Source organism: Flavobacterium sp. (assembly GCF_039595935.1).
Taxonomy (GTDB): Bacteria; Bacteroidota; Bacteroidia; order Flavobacteriales; family Flavobacteriaceae; genus Flavobacterium.
In genome coordinates this window covers 226,307-244,470 of the sequence record NZ_JBCNKR010000006.1, presented here as the reverse complement: position 1 = coordinate 244,470, position 18,164 = coordinate 226,307, and the positions used below count along the sequence as shown (strand labels likewise).

The 18,164-nt window shown below is 34.1% G+C and carries 13 protein-coding genes; 3 read left to right on the top strand and 10 right to left on the bottom strand.

Translation table 11 applies throughout. The features are described 5' to 3' along the window. Positions 1–245: 245 nt before the first annotated feature. The 4 genes from hppD to uvrC all read right to left on the bottom strand — a co-directional run bounded on the left by hppD (position 246) and on the right by uvrC (position 7,128). Complete coding sequence (gene hppD / locus ABDW27_RS10820; RefSeq protein WP_343695904.1) at positions 246–1,406, bottom strand: 4-hydroxyphenylpyruvate dioxygenase; 1,161 nt, start codon at positions 1,404–1,406, stop codon at positions 246–248. A 211-nt stretch (positions 1,407–1,617) separates the two neighbouring features. Further along, positions 1,618–2,775: a homogentisate 1,2-dioxygenase gene (locus ABDW27_RS10815; RefSeq protein ID WP_286965720.1), complete on the bottom strand. Its 1,158-nt coding sequence runs from the start codon at positions 2,773–2,775 to the stop codon at positions 1,618–1,620. 258 nt (positions 2,776–3,033) lie between these two features. After that, a complete protein-coding gene (locus ABDW27_RS10810; protein ID WP_343695903.1) occupies positions 3,034–5,325 on the bottom strand; it encodes a patatin-like phospholipase family protein in 2,292 nt (763 codons plus the stop codon). A gap of 9 nt (positions 5,326–5,334) precedes the next feature. Continuing rightward, a complete protein-coding gene (gene uvrC / locus ABDW27_RS10805; protein WP_343695902.1) occupies positions 5,335–7,128 on the bottom strand; it encodes an excinuclease ABC subunit UvrC in 1,794 nt (597 codons plus the stop codon). A gap of 136 nt (positions 7,129–7,264) precedes the next feature. Between uvrC and ABDW27_RS10800 the strand changes: the two genes are divergently transcribed. The 3 genes from ABDW27_RS10800 to ABDW27_RS10790 all read left to right on the top strand — a co-directional run bounded on the left by ABDW27_RS10800 (position 7,265) and on the right by ABDW27_RS10790 (position 10,638). Next, on the top strand, positions 7,265–8,245 hold the full coding sequence (locus ABDW27_RS10800) for a succinylglutamate desuccinylase/aspartoacylase family protein (protein WP_343695901.1): 981 nt from the start codon (positions 7,265–7,267) through the stop codon (positions 8,243–8,245). Next, the gene (locus ABDW27_RS10795; protein ID WP_343695900.1) at positions 8,232–8,801 is read left to right on the top strand and encodes a 5-formyltetrahydrofolate cyclo-ligase; all 570 of its coding nucleotides are present in this window, start codon (positions 8,232–8,234) and stop codon (positions 8,799–8,801) included. Before ABDW27_RS10800 ends, ABDW27_RS10795 begins: the two co-directional genes overlap by 14 nt. Before the next feature lie 286 nt (positions 8,802–9,087). Further along, positions 9,088–10,638 (top strand): VWA domain-containing protein, encoded by a 1,551-nt coding sequence (locus ABDW27_RS10790; protein WP_343695899.1) that lies wholly within the window; start codon positions 9,088–9,090, stop codon positions 10,636–10,638. Between the two features lie 297 nt (positions 10,639–10,935). Here the strand turns inward: ABDW27_RS10790 and ABDW27_RS10785 are convergent, their stop codons facing one another. From ABDW27_RS10785 to ABDW27_RS10760, 6 genes are all read right to left on the bottom strand, one after another. Next, on the bottom strand, positions 10,936–11,682 hold the full coding sequence (locus ABDW27_RS10785) for a tetratricopeptide repeat protein (RefSeq protein ID WP_343695898.1): 747 nt from the start codon (positions 11,680–11,682) through the stop codon (positions 10,936–10,938). Between the two features lie 60 nt (positions 11,683–11,742). Further along, entirely contained in the window at positions 11,743–13,503 is a 1,761-nt protein-coding gene (locus ABDW27_RS10780) for a BatD family protein (protein WP_343695897.1), read from the bottom strand. A 106-nt stretch (positions 13,504–13,609) separates the two neighbouring features. Beyond that, on the bottom strand, positions 13,610–14,386 hold the full coding sequence (locus tag ABDW27_RS10775) for a tetratricopeptide repeat protein (protein ID WP_343695896.1): 777 nt from the start codon (positions 14,384–14,386) through the stop codon (positions 13,610–13,612). A 41-nt stretch (positions 14,387–14,427) separates the two neighbouring features. Then, on the bottom strand, positions 14,428–15,462 hold the full coding sequence (locus ABDW27_RS10770) for a VWA domain-containing protein (RefSeq protein WP_343695895.1): 1,035 nt from the start codon (positions 15,460–15,462) through the stop codon (positions 14,428–14,430). A 50-nt stretch (positions 15,463–15,512) separates the two neighbouring features. Beyond that, positions 15,513–16,517 carry a VWA domain-containing protein gene (locus ABDW27_RS10765; RefSeq protein WP_343695894.1) on the bottom strand — a complete coding sequence of 335 codons (1,005 nt, stop codon included), beginning with the start codon at positions 16,515–16,517 and terminating at the stop codon, positions 15,513–15,515. Beyond that, positions 16,517–18,148 (bottom strand): hypothetical protein, encoded by a 1,632-nt coding sequence (locus tag ABDW27_RS10760; protein ID WP_343695893.1) that lies wholly within the window; start codon positions 18,146–18,148, stop codon positions 16,517–16,519. The genes ABDW27_RS10765 and ABDW27_RS10760 overlap by 1 nt, the downstream gene beginning before the upstream one ends. Between the last annotated feature and the right edge of the window lie 16 nt (positions 18,149–18,164).

The window sequence follows — 18,164 nt, the reverse complement described above, 5'->3', positions numbered from 1 at the left end:
CAAATGTACAAAAACAAAAAAACTCAGCCACGAAGACTGAGTTTTTATGCTATTAACTAACCAAAAAACTATAAATTATGAAATTTATATCAATTCAGAAGGAAACCACCCCTTCTTGATTTGCGAGTGCAAAGATAGATAGAAAGTTCAAAAATAAATAGCAAAAGTCAAGTTTAACATAACATTTGCATAAAAACCAACGTTTTACGGAGAATTTTTTTGCATAATGCAAAAATAATGCGTTTTTATAGAGTTCCTCTCAATTCTTGTTCTCTCTCAATTGACTCAAAAAGAGCTTTAAAGTTCCCTGCACCGAATCCTTTTGCACCCATTCTTTGAATAATTTCGAAGAAAAGGGTAGGACGGTCCTGAACAGGCTTCGTAAAAATCTGTAAAAGGTAACCATCTTCATCGGCGTCGACCATAATGGCAAGCTTTTCAATTTCGTTTAAATCTTCTTTCATCATATCCATGTGAACACCTAATCTTTCCGGGATTGCTTGGTAATATGTATGAGGAGGAGCTGATAAAAATTCTACACCACGCGCTCTTAGCTGCGATACGGTTTTGATAATATCATCTGTTGCAATAGCGATATGCTGAATTCCAGGCCCGCCGTAGAAATCTAAATACTCTTCAATCTGTGATTTTTTCTTTCCTTCTGCTGGTTCATTAATTGGAAATTTAATTCTTCCATTTCCGTTTGACATTACTTTACTCATCAATGCTGAATATTCTGTAGTAATTTGTTTGTCGTCGAAAGAAAGGAAATTTACAAATCCCATAACTTCTTCGTAGAATTTAACCCAGGTATTCATTTCGTTCCAGCCCACGTTTCCAACCATGTGGTCAATGTATTTTAATCCGGTAGATTCTGGGTTAAAGTCAGATTTCCATTCTCTATAACCAGGAAGGAAAACTCCGTTATAATTTTTTCTTTCCACGAAAATGTGAACAGTTTCTCCGTAAGTATAAATTCCAGAACGAACCACTTGTCCAAATTCATCTTCCTCAACAGTTGGTTCCATGAATGAACGCGCGCCGCGTTTCATAGTTTCTTCGTATGATTTTGTAGCATCTTCAACCCAAAGCGCAGCCACTTTTACACCGTCGCCATGTTTTTTTAAATGTTCGTTGATTGGAGAATCAGCCGTTAATGGCGTTGTCAAAACAATTCTGATTTTATCTTGTTTTAAAACATAAGATGCTCTGTCTTTTACTCCGGTTTCTAATCCTGCGTAAGCCAAAGACTGATATCCAAATGCAGATTTGTAATAATGTGCAGCCTGCTTTGCATTTCCTACATAAAATTCTACATAATCTGTTCCTAATAATGGAAGGAAATCCTGCGCTCCTTCAAATATTTTTTCTAATCCGTATTCTACTGATTTAACTTCTTTACTCATGATGTTTATTTGTTTAATCGGTTATTTGGAAAAACCGAATGTTGTGTTTAATTTTTTTTAACGCAAAGGGCGCAAAGATTTTTTTAAGTTAGATTTTATAAAATCATGAAGAACGCAAAGCTTTGTGAACTTAGTTTGATAAAACTTCTTTAAAAAATCTTCGTGAACTTTGCGAAAAATCCTTTGTGAACTTTGCGTTACAAGACAGAAACTACTCCGTCCAGGATTTGTAATATTGACCGTCGTCTAATCCCATAGCTTCTTCAGTAACCATTAATGGTCTGAAAGTATCAACCATAACGGCTAATTCCTGAGTTTCTTTATGACCAATGCTGCGTTCCATCGCGCCTGGCGCCGGACCGTGTGGAATTCCTTTTGGATGTAAAGTAATATGACCTTGCTCAATATTATTACGGCTCATAAAATCGCCATCTACATAATATAGAACTTCGTCAGAATCTATATTGCTGTGATTGTACGGTGCTGGAATGGCTTTTGGGTGATAATCGTAAAGTCTAGGACAGAATGAACAAACAACAAAAGCTGCTGTTTCAAAAGTCTGGTGTACCGGAGGCGGTTGGTGAACACGTCCCGTTATAGGTTCAAAGTTGTGAATCGAAAATCCGTATGGGAAATTATATCCGTCCCAGCCCACAACGTCAAAAGGATGTGTGGCATAAACCACTTCGTGAATCATGCCTTCTTTTTTGATTTTAATTAAAAAATCACCTTTTTCATCGTGTGTTTCCAATTCGTTTGGCAAAATAAAATCGCGCTCGCAAAATGGAGAATGTTCTAAATGCTGACCCGATTGGTTTTTGTATCGTTTTGGAGTATAAAATGGAGAATACGATTCTACATAAAATAGTCGGTTATCTTCTGTTTCGAAATCGATTTGATAAATAATACCGCGCGGAATAATTAAGTAATCACCATATTCAAACGGAATATTTCCTAACATGGTTCTTAATTTTCCTTTTCCTCTGTGGATGAAAAGCATTTCATCGGCATCGGCATTTTTGTAGAAATAATTTCGAAGCGATTCTTTCGGCGCAGCCAAACCAATAATACAGTCTTTATTGACTAACATTGCTTTTCGGCTGTCCAGAAAATCATTTTCAGGTTTTAATTCAAACCCTTTAAAAAGAAGTGATTTTATATTTTTTCCGATTGCAATTTTAGGTTCAACCGAATAAGAGTTTAAAATTTCTTTAACCTGTGTTGGTCTGTGAACATGGTAAGACAGAGACGAATGTCCGTGAAAACCTTCTGTTCCAAATAACTGTTCGTAGTAAAATCCGCCGTTTGGTTTTTCGAATTGCGTGTGTCTTTTTTGAGGAAAATCCCCAAGTTTATGATATAGTGGCATGGCTTTTTCAATTAGATAATTTGTAAATTAGATAATTCGAAAATTTGAATTGAAGAAATAGATAATCGGTTCAATCTTTTTGACTGACTAATCATCTCAATTCGATAGAGCCATTATTCCGGATTTCTCTTAATGAGGAATTGAAGATACTCTAATAAACCTGTCCAATTTGTTTTCATTATAACAAATGTCGTAAATTTTATTGACCAAAATTACATATTATATTATTTATAACATAAAATATTTATAAAAAATCAACTAAAATATAAACCCAATGCTAAACCATGTAAAACTCTTAGATGTTTGAGGCGACCAGGATTGTTTTACTTCGATTGGGCCAATTATAGTTTCGAGACCATAGCCTAGTGCATAACCGGTGTATTTAGGCATAGAAACCCAGTCTACATTTGTAAAAATATCATCACCAAGATTCGCAAAATTAGCAGAAAAATTTACGTGGTTCTTTTTTAAAATTTCGTAATCAAGCTTAATATCTGCTTTTATAAAACTATTTGCGGCAATACTTAGAAAGTCATATCCGTAAAAATAATTGAAATTATTGATCTTGCTATATCCGTAACCTCCAAATATAAAATCGAAAAACGGAACGCTGTCACTGCCAATATTAAATCCGGCATCGGCACCAATTTTTACAGTGGCTTTTTTGAAAAAAGTTTTGACAAGAGAGACTTCGGCTTTTGCTATAGAAAATGGCTTAAACTTATTCGTATAGTCTGATGAAGCCATATAAGTCTGTAAATCTGTAGAAAAATACAATCCTGAACTTGGAAAATATTTGTCGTCAAATGAGTCATATTTTAAATAAGCAAAAGCACTAAAATAATTGCTTTTATCAATTATGTTTCCTTCGCCGGTAAGTGTAGGAGAGTTTATTTTTAGATATTTATATTCTAAACCACCACCCATTAAAAATTTCTGAACAAAAATGGTTTGAAAATAAGCCTGATTGTTCAAATCAAGAAAATCTACATTTATAAGGTTTAAATTAGGGTTTTCTGAAACCAGACCGCCCAAACTTGTGGTTACATTTCTGTTGAACTGACTTAGTCTGGAACGAAAACCAAAGCTGATATTAAAACCGTTTTCGACATAATAATTAAAATCATACCTAAAATTATCTCCTAAAATGATATCCAGAGAAGTAACGTCATTTTTTAGAAATGTCTTTTTATGAGTAAGATTCAGCAAAACAGCACTTTTGTAAAGACCATCATAATGAAGTCCCAGTTTTAAAAAAGTCTGCGTTGGGTTTTCTTTTAAAACCAAATCCAGATCATCTTTATCACCATCAGGCTGCAGACAATATGAAATAGTGCTAAAGTTTTGAGTCGCATTCAAATTATTAATACCCGTTTTTAGATCATCATAAGTGATAGTGCTTCCGGGTTTAAAACGGAGTTTACCTCTAATGTATTCTTTAGTATAATTATCTAATCTGTCGGTATTTATTTTTTGAATCTCAAGGGTATCTGTAGCAACTTTTAGCTTAGGTTTTTTATAGAAATTGTCTTCGGTTACCAATGATTTGATTTTTTCGTAAACGGCAAAAGCGGCTTCTTCGCCTTTTCGGATGATTTCTTCACCTTTATCAAATGAAATTACGCCATAGTCACGAATGTCTGGTTTTATGTAAACATCAGTGTCTTTAATTTTGCTTTTCATTTTTTCGATAGACTGAAGATTGGTAATCTGTACCAAAATTCTTGTTGCGTTTTTAAGGTTTTTTCGCTTCATCAAATCGTCCTGAACGTCTACACCAATAATAATATCAGCTCCCAGATTTCGAACTTCTTTAATTGGATAATTGTTTACAACGCCGCCATCTACCAATAAATTTCCGTCAATTTCTACGGGAGTAAACAACGAAGGAAAAGCAGCACTCGCCATCATAGCCTGAACTAGATTTCCTTTATTAAGAAGTACTTCTTCACCGGTTTCAATATTGGTTCCGATGCATAAAAACGGAGTAGGCAGTTGATTGAAATCACGAACATGGCGAACGTTTCTCGTTAAACTGCTCAATAAATTATAATTGTACATTCCTTTTGAAAGTGCTTCAGGAATGCCGACTCTAAATTTGCTAAATGGTAAAACGATGGCATATAATTCATCATTTTTTTTACCATAAAAGTTTTTTGATGAACGCGGAATATAATCGTTTATCAATTCGTCGAAATTGGTTTTCTTAAAAATAGAATCAATTTGAGAAGCATTGTAGCCTGAGGCGTAGAGTCCGCCAATAACAGATCCCATACTGGTTCCGCCAATATAATCGATTTTGAGTCCGGCTTCTTCCAGAACTTTTAAAACACCAATATGTGCAAAACCTTTGGCGCCGCCGCCGCTTAATACCAAACCGATTTTTGGTCTTTTTACGCTGTCTTGTTTTACTTCTTGCGAAAATGTTTTTGCAGAAAAAAGCAAAAAGAAACCAGAAAACAGGAATACAGTGTTCCATACCTTAACAGAGGCATTGGAATAAAATCCTTTTGACCTGATATTTGAAATGGACAACTGATTTAGGCGCATAAAAATTTGCTAATTGGTTTTGTAAAATTCGACAATTTTTTTGGCTTTTGATACTCCAACAACGGCAGATATTTCTTTTTCTGTTGCTAATTTCAATCTTTTAACACTTTTGAAATGTTGTATTAACGTAAGCATCGTTTTTTCTCCAATTCCCGGAATGCTTTCTACTGAGGAATTTAGCGCAGCTTTACTTCGTTTATCTCTGTGAAAAGTGATTCCAAATCTATGGGCTTCGTTTCGCAATTGCTGAATCACTTTTAACGTTTCTGATTTTTTATCAAGGTACAACGGAATCGAATCTCCGGGATAAAAAAGTTCTTCCAAACGTTTTGCAATCCCGATAACAGCCACTTTTCCTCGTAAACCTAATTCGTCAATACTTTTTAAGGCAGAAGACAATTGTCCTTTTCCACCATCAATAATAATTAATTGCGGCAGAGGTTCATTTTCGTCTAATAATCTTTTGTAACGGCGATATACAATTTCTGTCATCGAAGCAAAATCATCGGGACCTTCAACCGTTTTTACATTAAAATGACGGTAATCTTTTTTACTCGGTTTTCCGTCTTTAAAAACTACGCAGGCCGCAACCGGATTAGTTCCCTGAATATTCGAGTTATCGAAACATTCAATATGGCGAGGCTCAACCGGAAGACGTAAATCTTTCTGCATCTGTGCCATAATTCGGTTTACGTGACGATCCGGATCTACAATCTGAAGTTGTTTCAGTTGTTCAATTCGGTAGAATTTGGCATTTCGAATCGATAAATCCAGAATCTGTTTTTTATCGCCAAGCTGCGGAACGGTTACTTTTATTTTTTCGCCCAAATCCAATTCAAACGGAACAATAATTTCTTTAGATAATAATTGAAAACGTTCACGAAGTTCAACAATAGCGAGTTCTAATAATTCTTCGTCGCTTTCGTCTAGTTTTTTCTTGATTTCTAAAGTATGAGAACGGATAATCGAACCGTGGGAAATCTGCAAAAAGTTGATATAAGCCGCACTTTCATCTGAAACAATCGAGAAAACATCAATATTGGTAATCTTCGGATTTACAATTGTTGATCTCGATTGGTAATTTTCCAGAATTTCTATTTTTTCTTTGATTTTCTGCGCTTCTTCAAATTGCAAATTCTGCGCATATTGATTCATTAAACGCTTGAAATCTTTCATACTTTCCTTAAAATTTCCTTTCAAAATTTCGCGGATTGCATCGACTTGTCTTTGGTAATCTTCCAAAGATTCTATGCCTTCGCAAGGACCTTTGCAATTGCCAATATGATATTCCAGACAAACTTTAAATTTGCCTGAATTAATATTCGATTCACTTAAATCATAATTACAGGTTCGCAGCGGATACAATTCTTTTATTAAATCCAGAATCGTATATACCATTTTGAAATTGGTGTACGGTCCAAAATATTCAGAGCCGTCTTTTATCATTCTTCGGGTTAGAAAAATTCTCGAAAAAGGTTCTTTTTTGATACAAATCCAAGGATAACTTTTATCATCGCGCAGCAAAACATTATATCTGGGCTGAAGCGTTTTTATTAAATTGTTTTCCAGTAAAAGTGCGTCAGTTTCTGTTGGAACTACGATGTGTTTTATGGTTACAATTTTTCTAACCAGAACATTTGTTTTTCGGGTATCGTGAATTTTATTGAAATAAGAAGAAACCCTTTTTTTTAAATTTTTGGCTTTGCCGACATATAAAATTTTCCCGTCTTTATCGTAATATTGATACACACCGGGATTGTCCGGCAGGGTGTGAATTTGTAAATCTAAGGACGGTTTTGACATTCTGTTTTGTTTCTGAAGATAGTTGAAAAGCGATTTCAAAAACCATTCCGATTTCTGAAAAAAGCTTAACAGTGATTTAGTTTCAAATTTACGAAATCAAAAGAATAATTTCTATATTTAGCTTTTATAATTCTACATGAAAAATAGTAAGCCCCTTGTTATTTTTGGTGAATCGATTTTGCCGGGAGAACATAAAACCATAAATGTCGAAATTGCACGATTACACACCACAACAAAATTAAATATTCCTGTAATTGTGCGCCGTTCAAAGCTTGAAGGTCCAGTTGTTTTATTTTCGGCAGGAATTCACGGCGACGAAATAAACGGAGTAGAAGTCGTTCGGCAGATCATCAGCAAAAAAATAAACCGTCCGCAGAGAGGAACTATAATTTGTATTCCGATTATCAACATGTACGGATTTGTCAATAAATCCCGCGAATTTCCTGACGGTCGTGATTTAAACCGCGTTTTTCCGGGAAGTAAAAAAGGTTCTTTGGCAAGCCGGTTTGCGTATCACATTGTGGAAGAAATTTTACCCATTATAGATTATGCAGTCGATTTTCATGCCGGCGGTGCAAGCCGTTTCAATGTTCCGCAGATTCGAATTACCGAAAATAATATGGAATTGAAATTACTGGCAGATATTTTTAATGCGCCCTTTACTTTGTATTCCAGAAATATTGGCGGTTCTTTTAGAAATACTTGCGAAAAAGCCGGTATAAAAATGTTACTTTTTGAAGGAGGAAAATCTCTCGATATAAACGATGCTGTTGCAAATGAAGGAATAAAAGGCGTGAAACGTTTACTGGATTATTTGAATATGCTCGATCCAAAACACCTTATTGAACCTGCTGTAGAATCTTCTATTTATATAAAATATTCGGTTTGGCTTCGTGCAAAATGTTCCGGTTTGCTCCATGATTATAATATGGTTGGTAAATTTGTAACCAAAGGAACTATTTTGGCAATTATTACAGATCCGTTTGGGAAGTTTGAGCAGAAAGTAAAAGCGCCGCACGACGGATATGTTATTAATGCCAATCATTCGCCGATTGTTTATGAAGGCGATGCGATTTATCATATTTCTAAAAATTCTCCTGTAAATGACGACGAGTAAAAAAGAATTACGACTTCATTATAAAAATCTTCGTGCAACATTTTCTGAAAATGATATCGAAGAAAAAAGCCTGGCTATTGCCAATAATTTAATTCAATTACCTATTTGGGATAAAACTTATTATCATGTTTTTCTGCCAATTGTAGAACAAAAAGAAATTGATACCGAATTTATTCTGCATTTGCTTTCCGGAAAAGATAAAGAAATCGTAATCTCAAAAAGCGATTTTGAAACCAGAGAAATGACTCATTTTTTATTGACGGATAATACCAAAATCAAAAAAAACGAATATAATATTCCTGAACCTGTAAACGGACTTCCGGTTCCGGTAGAAAATATTGAGGTTGTTTTTGTACCGCTTTTGGCTTTTGATGTTTTTGGAAATAGAATTGGTTACGGAAAAGGTTTTTACGATAAGTTTTTGGCAAACTGCAAACCTGAAACTGTAAAAATTGGTCTTTCTTTTTTTGAATCAGTAAATCAAATTGATGATATTTTTGAATCTGATATAAAATTGGATTATTGCGTTACGCCTCAAAAGATTTATACATTTTAATTATCTCATATTTATTGATATTTCCAGCTTAGACGCACTGCGGTGCGTCTCTACAGTATGCTGGTGCGGATATTTTGGTATAATAAAAAACATTGCCTTAATCACATAAAACTTAAATTTTCTTATATCACTTATATGGTGAAAAATCTTCATGATTAATTTTTAGGAATCTTGGCATCAATTTTGGATTGCCGAAAATTGCAGATAATTTTCTTAGTACATCCGGAATGCTAGTTATTATTTGAGAGAACAAAATCAAATTATTAATTCCTAAAATTTATTTTAAATGAAAAATAAAACTTTTTATTTGTTAGCATTCCTTTTCCTTGTTTTGGCAAGTTGTAAAAAACAAGATGCAGCCGCTTATGAAACAGTAGATTCGACAGCTGTTGCTGCTGATGTGATTGATGAAATTCCAGAAGAAAATATTTCAGATCCTAATACTGAAAGTTACGCCGGACTTGAAGAAAATCCTTTTGAGTCGCCGCAAAAGTCTCCTCTTTCTACTTTTTCTATAGATGTTGATAATGCATCTTACACCAATATCCGCCGATTTATAAACGAAGGTCAAAAAGTTCCTAAAGATGCCGTTCGTATAGAAGAAATGATGAACTTTTTTAAATACAAATATCCACAACCAGAAGGTCAAAATCCGTTTTCTATCAATACAGAAGTAAGCGAAAGTCCGTGGAATAAAAATTCCTTATTGCTGAAAATTGGTTTGCAGGGAAAAAATATTCCAATGACAAATCTTCCAGCTTCGAATCTTGTTTTCCTGATTGATGTTTCGGGTTCGATGAATGACTCTAATAAACTTCCATTATTAAAAGAATCCATGAAGATTTTGGTGAATGAACTGCGTTCGAAGGATAAAGTTTCGATCGTGGTTTACGCAGGTTCTGCAGGCGTTGTTTTAGAACCAACTTCAGGAGATAATAAAGATGAAATTATGGATGCTTTTGATAAACTAAGCGCAGGCGGAAGTACGGCTGGCGGTGAAGGAATTGAATTAGCATACAAACTGGCACAGGAAAACTTTATTAAAGAAGGAAATAATCGTGTGGTTATTGCTACCGATGGTGATTTTAATGTTGGCGCATCGACTGATCAAGACATGGAACAACTGATTGAAGAGAAAAGAAAATCAGGTGTGTTTTTAACTGTTTTAGGTTTCGGAATGGGAAATTATAAAGACAGTAAAATGGAAATCCTGGCTGATAAAGGAAACGGAAATTATGCTTACATTGATAATATTCAGGAAGCAAATCGTTTTCTTGGAAAAGAATTTAAAGGTTCGATGTTTGCCATTGCAAAAGATGTAAAAATCCAGATTGAATTTAATCCGAAACATGTTCAGGCGTATCGATTAATTGGTTACGAAAACCGAAAACTAAACGATGAAGATTTTAAAAATGATGCGGTCGATGCCGGAGAATTAGGCAGCGGACATACGGTTACGGCGCTTTATGAAATTATTCCAGCCGGAGTTGAAAGCGATTACGTTCCATCTGATTTAAAGTATACAAAAGTAAAAACTAACGAGTCTAATTACAGCGATGAACTGGCAACGATTAAATTCCGTTATAAAAAACCTGATGGAGACAAGAGCATCGAAATTGTAAATACTATTGCAAACAGAAAAGTTTCTCTTGACAGAAGTTCTGCCGATTTTAAATTTACAACCGCTGTTGCCTGGTTTGGATTAAAATTAAGAGATTCAAAATACATCACAAATTCAAATAGTGATGATATTAAAAAGCTGGCAAAATCAGGATTAGCATACGATGACGAAGGCTATCGAGCTGAGTTTGTTCGTTTAGTTGATGCAGTGAATTGATTTTAAATTCCAAAAAAGAAAAATTCCAAATTCCAATTTAAAGTTGGGATTTGGAATTTTTTTATTTGAATTTTTTAATGGTTTATTCTGTAGAGATGTTTAATGTAACGGTTTTTATATGCTGGACGTAGACACACAGCAGTGCGTCTCTACGATTTTGATTGTCAAAATATTCGTTGCAAAAATTAGAAGCCTTTATACATAATTTATCTTCACCCCAGTATATCGTAGAGACGCACCGCAGTGCGTCTACGCAAAGTTGGTGGACAAAGATTTTTTTTTAGAATTTAAAACTTCTTATTTAACTTCTTTAATTGTCGAAGCATCAATCCAGCCTTCCTGACCGTCGGTTAATTCAATTTTTTTCCAACTTCCCACAGTTTCTATAACATAAACTTTAGCACCTTCGTGAAGTAAAATTATAGCAGAACCTGCTTTTTGAGGTTCGCTTCTAACTTCGCTTAATTCTGAAAAAACAATTGCCGGACGATCATTATTGAAATGATCTTTTTCGGATATTCCTGCCGAAACGCTTAATACTAAAGCAACTAAAAGAACAAACATCCCGATGAAATAAATTCTTTTTGTAATAGTAAGCTGTGAAAAATAATAACCAATAAAACTCAGCAAGAATAAAAAACTAATTCCAACAGAAATTTTTGCCCATTGGTTATAATCAAAAATGCCAGTAAAATTCTGAATCAATTTTGCAAAGCCAACTTTTGGCACTTCTTTAATCTCGTCGATTGTTAGTTTTTTAGCAAATTTTAAGTTGTTTAAAGTTTCAGGATCATTTGGTTTTAATACCAAAGCTTTTTCATAATTATAAATTGAAGGCGCAACTTTATTGAGTTTATAATAACTGTTTGCCAAATTAAAATACAATTCTGCAGATTGCTGTTTGTCTTCTTTAATAATATCTTCATAAACCTGAACAGCTTCCTGATATTGTCCCTTTTGGTACAATGCATTTCCTTTTTCAAAGCTGCTTTGAGCAAAGAAAACCTGTGAGATTAGTAAAAAGAGATATAGTATATTTTTCATTCTTATTTTATTAAACCTAACAGGTTTTTAAAACCTGTCGGGTTTGATTTAAGTTAAAAACTAAACGATTTGTTTTTCTAATTCTGAAATAATCAAAACAGCTTTATCATAATCCTGCTGAATCGAAGCACTTGATGCCGGGGCGTAACGTGCAAATTCGCAGTTTTCGGTTAAGTTGATAAAATTCTGAACCGTTTCAGGATTTGAATTTCTGGATAACAGCAGTTCACGAATATTATCTTTACTCATTTCAGAAGTTTCGATATGCAGTTTTGCTTTTAGGAAATTATGCATAGCTTTTTCAAGAGCAATATAAAATGCCTCTTTATTATTAAGCTGTTTTTTAGCCTGCGATAAATATTTCTTCGCCAGCTTATTGTTCATTCTGATTCTGTTTCCGGTTACATCACTGTCAATCGCTTCTTTTTTCTTCTTAGCCAAAATTATAATCGGAATAATGGCAAAAGGGAAGAATAATAAAGCATAATATAAATTAGAACCGTAAAAATCATCTTTAGCGATGCTTGCTAAAGTTGTTTTTGATTTAATATATTTAAACTGTTCAGCTTTTGTAATTACATTTTTAGCCGCTGTCGAAGGATTTGCCTCAGCCAAAGTTGGACCGTCTAAAACATCAATCATAATTTCACGAGAAGTGATTGTTTTATAAGTGCCTGTACTCAAATCAAAATAAGAGAACGTCATTGGTTTTATAGCATATTTTCCTTTGTACTGTGGAATAATGGTGTACTTATCTGAGATTTTTCCTGACATTCCTGACAATGAGGTTGTAACTTTTTCATCGTGAACAGGATCATACATCTCTAATGCATTTGGTACAACAGGTTTTGGAAGTGTGAATAATTTCATGTTTCCTGTACCTGCAGCGCTCACGATTAAGTCTAAACCTTCACCACTTTTTAAGGTTGTTCGGGATGGTGTAACAGTAAAATTGAAGTTACCAACTGCACCTGTAAATCCTTCTGGTTTTCCTGTTTCAGGAAGCGGCCTTACGCTAATAGTTCTGGCGCCGGTTGTAACCACTTTATTGTCTTCGGCAATAATCATTTGGCCAAACATATCACGACGATTTGTTGGCAATTGTACCCCAATATCTAATGAAAGAGGTTCAATTGTTAATCGGCCTGATTTCTGTGGATATAAAATAGTTTTCTTTAATACTACATAATGACATCTTTGACCCTGGTAGTTACCCTCTTCCATGACCAATTGTTTGATGTCGATATTTTGATTCCAGAAATCATTATATTTTGGTTTAGCAAGTTCTCTAAATCCGGTAACTCCGATTTCGTTAAAGTATAATTTGTAAACAACCGTAATTGGTTCATTTAAGTACGGCGTTGTTTTAGAAACTTCGGCAACGAGCTGCAGCAATTGATCGCCATAGTTTCCGGCTCCGCCTTGCTGTCTCGGATCGTTAGGATCTCTTTCCTGAGCAACGGCATTAGTAACGGTAACTTTTATTGGAGATGTTTTATAAATCTGCCCATTATATTCTATCGCCGCCTGTTTAATAATAACAGTTCCTTTTTTCTCCGGCTGTAAAATATAAGAGTATATTTTTTGAAAAGAACTTCGGCCATTTACCCAAGACTGGCTTATTTGCTGGCTTGGCCCTGCAACAAGTTTAAAGCCTTCAAATGCAGGCTGATCAAAATTATCTCCGTCAACATTCATTATAAAATCAATGCGGAGTCTTTCGTTAAGTCCAAGCGTATTTTTGCTGACTCTGGCTTCAAACTGAACCTGAGCCATAAGTCCTTGAAAAGTGAATAGTAATAGAATTAAATATCTTTTCATTTAAGCGTTTAATCGTTTATTTGTTGAACCGTTAATCGTTTAACTATTATTTGTCTGGATTATGAAACCCATTAAACAAATAAACGGTTAAACGATTAAACTTATTTTACCAGTCTTTCTCCGGTTTTTTAGGATTAGGTTTTATTTTTTGAGCGTTTACTTTATCTTGAATTTTCTTTTCTTCATTGTTTACAGCATCTAACAAGTTCTGAACACGTTCTTTTGAAATTCCGCCAGGCATAGGTTTTGGCTCTCCTTTATTATCAGAGTTGTCGTCTTTCTTCGGATCATTTTTGCCATCCTTTTTATCTTTGTCTTTATCGCCTTTATCGTCTTTTTTATCCTTGTCTTTGTCCTTATCTTTATTTTGGTCCTTGTCCTTATTTTTATCTTTGTTTTTATCCTTGTCTTTGTCCTTATCCTTATTCTTGTCTTTGTTTTTATCGTTTTTAGGAGGATTTTCTTTTAGTTTCTGTTTAGCATACGCATAATTGTAACGCGTTTCATCATCAGTTGGATCGTTGCGTAATGCTTCTTTATAAGCTTCAACTGCCTGCGTATAATCTTTCTCTTTCATAAAAACGTTACCAAGATTATGATAGGCTTTGTGTTTTTCCGGACGTGTTTTAGCTGCTTTTATAGCATTTGCATAAGCGTACTTAGCTTCAGAAGGCTGATTTTGTCTGTAAATCGAGTTTCCAAGATTATAAGATCCGGCAGCACGTTTTGAAAATTTTGATGCCGAAATTCTATAATTAGCTTCAGCCTCAGAAAATTTATTCTGCTTATATTCTTCATTGGCATCAGGCAATGTCTTGTCTTTTTCCTGTGCAGCAACTGCAAAAGGAAGCGTTAGTAAAATATAAAGAAGTAAATTTTTCATTCTAATTTTTTTATTTTTTTTCCGTGTTTAAAGCGGAATCTTTATTTTTTTTCGTTGAATAAATTCAACTCTTTAATCCAGTTTGTTTTTCTTTCTAAAAGGAAAATATCTACAAATAATAATACAAATCCAAACCCGATGAACCATTGAAACTGAGATTGATAATCGGCCATTTGTGTCGACTCAAATTCTGTTTTCTGGATTTTGTTTAAAGTGTTTTTAATAAATTCTAAAACTTCTTTAGTATTTCCTCCATAAACATAATCTCCTTTTGTTGCCTTTGCAATACTCTTAAGTCCTTCCTGATTTAATTTTGTAATAACAGTTTGCCCGTTTTGATCTTTTTGATAACTCTTTACGATGCCGTTTTCTTTTAAAGGAATTGTTCCTCCTCTTTCGGTTCCAACTCCAATCGTGACGATTTTCATGCCAATTTTGTTTGCTTCTTCGGCAGCAGCGGCTGCTCCTTCAGAATGATCTTCTCCATCAGAAATCAGAATTAAGAGTTTACTTGTTTTACTTTTTTCATCAAAATAAGTTGAAGAAAGTCTTATAGCTTCGTCTAAAGAAGTTCCCTGAGAAGAAACCATATCCGGACTCATACTCTGCAGAAACATTTTAGCAACGCTGTAATCTGATGTGATGGGCAAAACCGGGAAAGCACTTCCTGCATAAGCCACAATACCAATTCTGTCGCTTCCTAAAGAATTTATAATTTGCGAAACCAGCTGTTTACTTTTGTCTAAACGGCTTGGTGCCACATCTTCGGCAAGCATACTTTTAGAAACGTCTACGGCAAAAACAATATCAATACCTTCACGTTTTACAGTTTCCATTTTGGTTCCAATTTTCGGATTTACTAACCCGATAATTATACAGGCAAGAGCTAAAAGTAAAATTGATAATTTTAAAACGGGTTTAAAAACAGACCTGTCCGGACTTAGTTTTTTCACCATTTCTAAATCACCAAATTCACGTTGTTTTTTCCTTTTCCAATACATATTGAAAAGAAAAATGCACACCACAATTGGGAGTAATAGTAAGAGATATAAATATTTTTTTTCGTCTAATTCCATTTTAAATTTTAGATTTCTGAATTTAGATTTTAGATTTTTTTAATCTAAAATTAAATGAAGCTTCTGTAAACTGTATTTCTTAAACCAACTTCAAGCAGTAATAAAAATGCAGCGGCTAAAACAAAAATTCTGTATTTTTCGTCGTAATCGTAGAATTTTAATTCCTGAATTTCGGTTGTTTCTAATTTGTTAATCGAATTGTATATTTCGGCTAATTTATCATTACTTGTTGCTCTAAAATAAGTTCCATCTGTTTTACGGGCAATGCTTTTCATTAATCTTTCGTCGATTTCCACTTTCTGCATTTTAAATAAGAAACCTCCATTTGGCGCATAAGCGTATGGTGATTCAGCCATTCCGTTTGTACCAAGGCCAATTGTATATACTTTAATTCCGTATTGTTTTGCAATATCAGCAGCGGTTTCAGGTTCTATAAATCCAGCGTTGTTTACACCATCTGTCAATAAAATAATAACGCGGCTTTTTGCTTTACTGTCTTTTAAACGATTTACAGCTGTTGCCAATCCCATTCCAATTCCGGTTCCGTCTTGTAAAACTGTATCGTATCGAATTCCTTTTATAGCTTCTAAAATAATCGGTTTATCGCTCGTAACCGGCGTTTTGGTATACGCTTCAGAAGCATATAAAACCAAACCAATTCTATCGTTTGGACGTTCTCCAACGAAATCCGCAGCCACTCTTTTTAAAGCCTCCATACGGTTTGGCTTTAAATCTTTTGCCAGCATACTTCCAGAAACGTCAATTGCCATTACAATATCAATTCCTTTTGTTGTTTTAGTCTGATTGCTGATGTCAACCGTTCTTGGTCTTGCCAAAGCAATAATTAAACAACTTAAAGCAATAATTCTAAAAACATATAAACAAGGTTTTAATTTGGTCAGCAGCGACTGACTGTTTTTAAAACCTACTGTTGAACTCATTTTTAACGTTGCAGACTGCTGGTTTCTTTTCCAGAAAAACCAACCGATTGCAATTGGAATCAAAAGAAACAACCAAAAGAATTCCGGATTTAAAAAAGTGATCTGATTATTCATTAGTTACTTGCTTTTTTAAGTTCAACAGAATTCAAAATTCGGGTTGTAATTTCGTTGGCATAAGTATCACCTTCTTCATGCAAAATGATAATTTGCTGTAATCCCTGATCTTGTTTAAAAAGCAAAATTTCATAATATGCTTTTAAACTTGTTTTATTGGCCGGGTTTATAACTGTCATTGTTCCATAACCTTTTATTCCCTGAATGCCCTGATTGGTTTGAAAATCTTCTTGTTTAACAATAATATTCTGTCCGCCTTGAAGTTCAATTACTTTTAAGCTTCCTTCCAATGCTTTTGATAAATCGATATCAGTTGGATTTTTGAATTTAGTAGTCGAAACGGCAACAGAAAAATTATCAATCATACTTCCGTATGCAAAAAGCTGCATTTCTTTAATCAACGCCATTGTTTCTTTTGGAAGTGCTTTCAGCGGATCCATACGTTTTAAAACTTTTGGAGTTTCAATTATTACGCCCGGATTTCCGTATTCACTTTTTACCCATTCTCCTTCTAATAATTCTTTAGACGGATGACCGATAATATTATCTTTTACGTACGTAAAACCTTTTGTTACAACAAAAAATGCTGTGGTAGCTAACAATAGAAATGCAACAGAACCAACAGCGATTCCGATTCTTTTATTTCTTTGTTTTTTTAATTGAAGCTGAATTTGTTTTTGTCTTTGTGCTTCGTTTAATAATTGATCTTCTTCCTCTGTAGAAACTTCCGTTGGGATTGCATTATCAAGGGTTAAAATAACTCTTTGGATTTTATTTCGGTCTTCGGTAATTTCAAAATCTAATGGTTTCGATTTTGCAAATTTTACCAAATCGGCCTGACGTAAAACACGCTCCAGATTTTCGACAGTTTCCGGAGTTAAAGTCATTTTCTTTTTAGTAGAAGCTGTTCGTATTGCCTGAATTAATTCAGAAGTTGTACTTTCCATTGCCGGAATGTGAATTGCTTCTTCTATATAATTACGGGCAATATCAGTAAGTTCACTATAATATTCTTTAATTTCTCCTTTTTGAACTAGTTCTTTCGATTCTAAATTGTTTAATAAACTAGTCGCTTTTTCAATTGGTGTCTTATAAACTTCTTCTTCAATTTTCTTTTTCTGATGTTTTTTTACATACCAATAAATTCCTGCGCCAATTGCCAGAATAATTACTAACGCCAAAATGTATTTCCACCAATCGCCAATACCACTATCTGCACCGGTAATATCTTTAATGTCATACATTTTTTGCTGTAAAGTATCGACTTTTACATTGGCAACTTCAACGCGAATAGAATCTGAGAAATAAGGTTTTTTGTCAATAAGAATTTTTACACTCGGAATTACATATTTTCCTGAATCAAATTGTGTTAAGCCATATTTTTTGATTAATTCGTAAGTGTCATTTTTCTTAACAGTATCAACCGGATACGATTGAATAACTTCAAGCGCTCCAAATCTTTTGTCTTTTGGGAAAACAACTTTAGTTTTAGAACTTACGACCGTTTTAAGCGTTAATTTAAATTCGGCTCCAATTTTATTTTTTGTGGTATCAATACTTGTTTCGACTTGTTTTTGTGCAAAAACAGCCGTAGAAAGTAAAAATAAAAATATGTAAAACTTTAATTTCATTATGATTAACGATTGA

Bases quoted from the DNA above. Each gene is read 5' to 3' on its own strand.
- hppD (WP_343695904.1), bottom strand. From the start codon at position 1,406: ATGAGTAAAGAAGTTAAATCAGTAGAATACGGATTAGAAAAAATATTT.
- ABDW27_RS10815 (WP_286965720.1), bottom strand. From the start codon at position 2,775: ATGCCACTATATCATAAACTTGGGGATTTTCCTCAAAAAAGACACACG.
- ABDW27_RS10810 (WP_343695903.1), bottom strand. From the start codon at position 5,325: ATGCGCCTAAATCAGTTGTCCATTTCAAATATCAGGTCAAAAGGATTT.
- uvrC (WP_343695902.1), bottom strand. From the start codon at position 7,128: ATGTCAAAACCGTCCTTAGATTTACAAATTCACACCCTGCCGGACAAT.
- ABDW27_RS10800 (WP_343695901.1), top strand. From the start codon at position 7,265: ATGAAAAATAGTAAGCCCCTTGTTATTTTTGGTGAATCGATTTTGCCG.
- ABDW27_RS10795 (WP_343695900.1), top strand. From the start codon at position 8,232: ATGACGACGAGTAAAAAAGAATTACGACTTCATTATAAAAATCTTCGT.
- ABDW27_RS10790 (WP_343695899.1), top strand. From the start codon at position 9,088: ATGAAAAATAAAACTTTTTATTTGTTAGCATTCCTTTTCCTTGTTTTG.
- ABDW27_RS10785 (WP_343695898.1), bottom strand. From the start codon at position 11,682: ATGAAAAATATACTATATCTCTTTTTACTAATCTCACAGGTTTTCTTT.
- ABDW27_RS10780 (WP_343695897.1), bottom strand. From the start codon at position 13,503: ATGAAAAGATATTTAATTCTATTACTATTCACTTTTCAAGGACTTATG.
- ABDW27_RS10775 (WP_343695896.1), bottom strand. From the start codon at position 14,386: ATGAAAAATTTACTTCTTTATATTTTACTAACGCTTCCTTTTGCAGTT.
- ABDW27_RS10770 (WP_343695895.1), bottom strand. From the start codon at position 15,462: ATGGAATTAGACGAAAAAAAATATTTATATCTCTTACTATTACTCCCA.
- ABDW27_RS10765 (WP_343695894.1), bottom strand. From the start codon at position 16,517: ATGAATAATCAGATCACTTTTTTAAATCCGGAATTCTTTTGGTTGTTT.
- ABDW27_RS10760 (WP_343695893.1), bottom strand. From the start codon at position 18,148: ATGAAATTAAAGTTTTACATATTTTTATTTTTACTTTCTACGGCTGTT.